This window comes from Pseudomonas sp. FSL W5-0299, from assembly GCF_005930655.1.
In the GTDB taxonomy this organism is placed as follows: domain Bacteria; phylum Pseudomonadota; class Gammaproteobacteria; order Pseudomonadales; family Pseudomonadaceae; genus Aquipseudomonas; species Aquipseudomonas mandelii.
The window spans coordinates 1-2,621 of sequence record NZ_RXHX01000081.1 but is presented as its reverse complement, the minus strand read 5'-3'; the positions used below and the strand labels follow the sequence as shown (position 1 = coordinate 2,621).

Genomic DNA, 2,621 nt, shown 5'->3' with positions numbered 1-2,621 from the left:
TTCCCCATGTGAGAGTAGGTCATCGTCAAGATTAAATTCCGAAACCCCTATCTGCGTATGCAGGTAGGGGTTTTGTTTTGTCCGCAGGAAAACGTGCTTTTTGAAACTCCGTATATGGACTACCAAGACACATTCGATGTCCCCAGCGAGCCTCATTCATCCTGAACAACGGAATGAACGAATACCTGCTGCCAGGGACTGTGGATAGCTGTTAGGCCACGTTTATTGTAAGCGCTCCATGAACCCCGCATTCAAAGTTACCACCTGATCCCAGACGCGGTGCCCCGTATATTTCTCTACCTGTGGCACATAAATAGCTCACCTACCATTTTGCTGGCATAAGAATGCCAATGTTTGGCTATTTTAGTGGCACAAAAATGCCAAAGTTTGGTTATTTCAGTGGCATAAAAATGCCAAGGCCAGGTATTTCAGGTGGCACAAAAGATGGGCCCTATTTCTGTGGTATTTAAGTGCCATTCAAATGCCACATAAATGCCACGAAAATGGAGAAGTACGCCCCATCTGTGCTCATGTGAGCCATTTTTGACCTGTACCAGGGGTAGGACTATTTTTGTACCGGGGGTAGGATTTTCCGTTTTTACAGGGCTTTGGAGGCCCAAAAAACGTACCGAGTCTATTACGTGTTGAGTGGATTTGGCGGTACAGCAAAGGATATCGAAAGGTCTCGATAGCGTACGATCCACCCCCCCCCCACGATAGGGTCAGGCTTAACGTCGTATCTCTGGCGAACAGTTCCACGGCAGCAGCGCTTCATAATCCGCGACCGACTGCGCATGTGGTAACTGCTCCAGTACGTGGCGTAGCCACGTATAAGGCTCTTGGCCGTTGACCTTGGCGGTCTCCACCAGGCTGTAGATCTGAGCACTGGCGGTAGCGCCTTTGGGCGTGTCGCTGAACAGCCACGCCTTACGACCGATAACGAACGGTTTTATCGCCCGTTCGGCCGCATTGTTGTCGATCGGTAAAAAGCCGGCTTCCACGTACCGCTCCAGCCGGTTCCAGTTGTTGGCAAGATAGTTAACAGCCTTGCCCAGCACACTTTGTGGCGTGACTTGGGGCTGCGTTTTCTCCAACCAGCTTTTCAACTGAGCCAGGATCGGTACGCTCTTTTGCTGACGGCCGATTAAACGCTGTTCATCATCGCTGTCCTTGAGCTCGCGCTCGATGCCATACAGCTTGTTGATCATTGTTAGGGCGATATCGGCACGTCCCGTCTTGCCCTTCGGCTGCACTTTCTGAGCCTCGACCAACTTGCGGCGCGCATGGGCCATGCAGGCCAGCCGTTCAACCCCCGGCTGCAACGCCAAGGCGTTATAGCCCGCGTAATCATCGGTCATCACATAGCCGCGATAACTTTCCAGCAGACGCAACGGAACCTCCTGCGCACGGCTGGACGTGTAGTCGAACAACACGACTTTACGATCTGGCGGACCGCTGGTTTGTACCCACATCCAGGATTGGCTGGTCGGGTCTCGACCTGGCTCTTTCAATACTTGAACACGGGTTTCATCGCAATGGATCACCGGGCTTTCCAGTAATCGGTCGCGCATTAGGTTCAGCAGTGGCTGAAAGTGTTCGCTGCACTGCATCACCCAGCGCGCCAGTGTTTGCCTTGGTATATCGATACCGTGTCGACTTAACACCGTCTCGAAACGATGCAGCGGCAAGCCGTCGACGTACTTGGTGGTCAGCAACATGGCCAGAACGCTCGGGCTGGCCATGCTCTTTTCGATCAGTTGAGCCGGTTTGTCGGCGGTGACCGGTGCCGTTTCGCAGCCACGGCAACCGTAAACCTTGCGGATATGTTTGATGACACGGATCTGCATCGGCACGATATCCAGCTGTTCGCTGACTTCTTCGCTGATCACATGCTTGCGGCAACCGCAGGCACAGGTCAGTTCGTGCTCGGGCAGTTCGTGGATGACTTCGATACGCGGCAGATCGGCCGACAGAGGCTTGCGCTTGCCGCGACGTGGCGCCGGAGCCACAACTTCTTCGTCAGCGTCGCCGACGGAAGGCATCGGCTCGCTTTCGGGCTCGTTGAACAGCGCCAATTGCGGGGTATTGGGTTCAACGGTCTGCTCAGATTTACGATTGAACAGGCGGTCGCGCAGCAGCTTGATCTGTTCTTTCAGATCGACGATATGAGTCTGGTATGCCTCAGCCGTAACCTGCTGACGGCTGAGCGCCTCAAGCAACATTTGCTTGAGCAGAACAGGGTCATCTGGGAGGTCTTCGGGCATTAAATTCATGCCCGGATTATACCGGTCAGGCGACGAATCTTGGAGTCAAAACTTGATGAGGGCGGTTGCGCCACAGGTCAAAACCGTCGAGCAGCCAGTTCAGCTCCTGAACCGTCAACACGATGGCCTCGTCGGCGGCATCGGGTGATGTTTTAAAACGCTCAGACTCCAAGCGCTTAAGCCAAAGGCAGAAGCCATTGCGCTCCCAGTAGAGGATTTTCACCCGGTTACGGTGGCGATTCAGGAATACAAAAAGCACGGGGTCGAACACCGCCACTTTTATGTCCAGCTCGACCAGCGCAGCGAGGCCATCAATGGACTTTCTGAAGTCCACGGGCTTGGGGTAGAGATAAACTT

Annotated in this window: 2 protein-coding genes; both read right to left on the bottom strand. The window is 53.8% G+C overall.

What is annotated here, in order from left to right; all coding sequences use genetic code 11:
• Positions 1–728: 728 nt before the first annotated feature.
• Entirely contained in the window at positions 729–2,273 is a 1,545-nt protein-coding gene (tnpC, locus tag FHL16_RS33610) for an IS66 family transposase (protein WP_077750535.1), read from the bottom strand.
• A gap of 16 nt (positions 2,274–2,289) precedes the next feature.
• A partial coding sequence (gene tnpB / locus FHL16_RS33605; protein ID WP_138739115.1) for an IS66 family insertion sequence element accessory protein TnpB occupies positions 2,290–2,621 on the bottom strand: 332 nt, incomplete at its 5' end.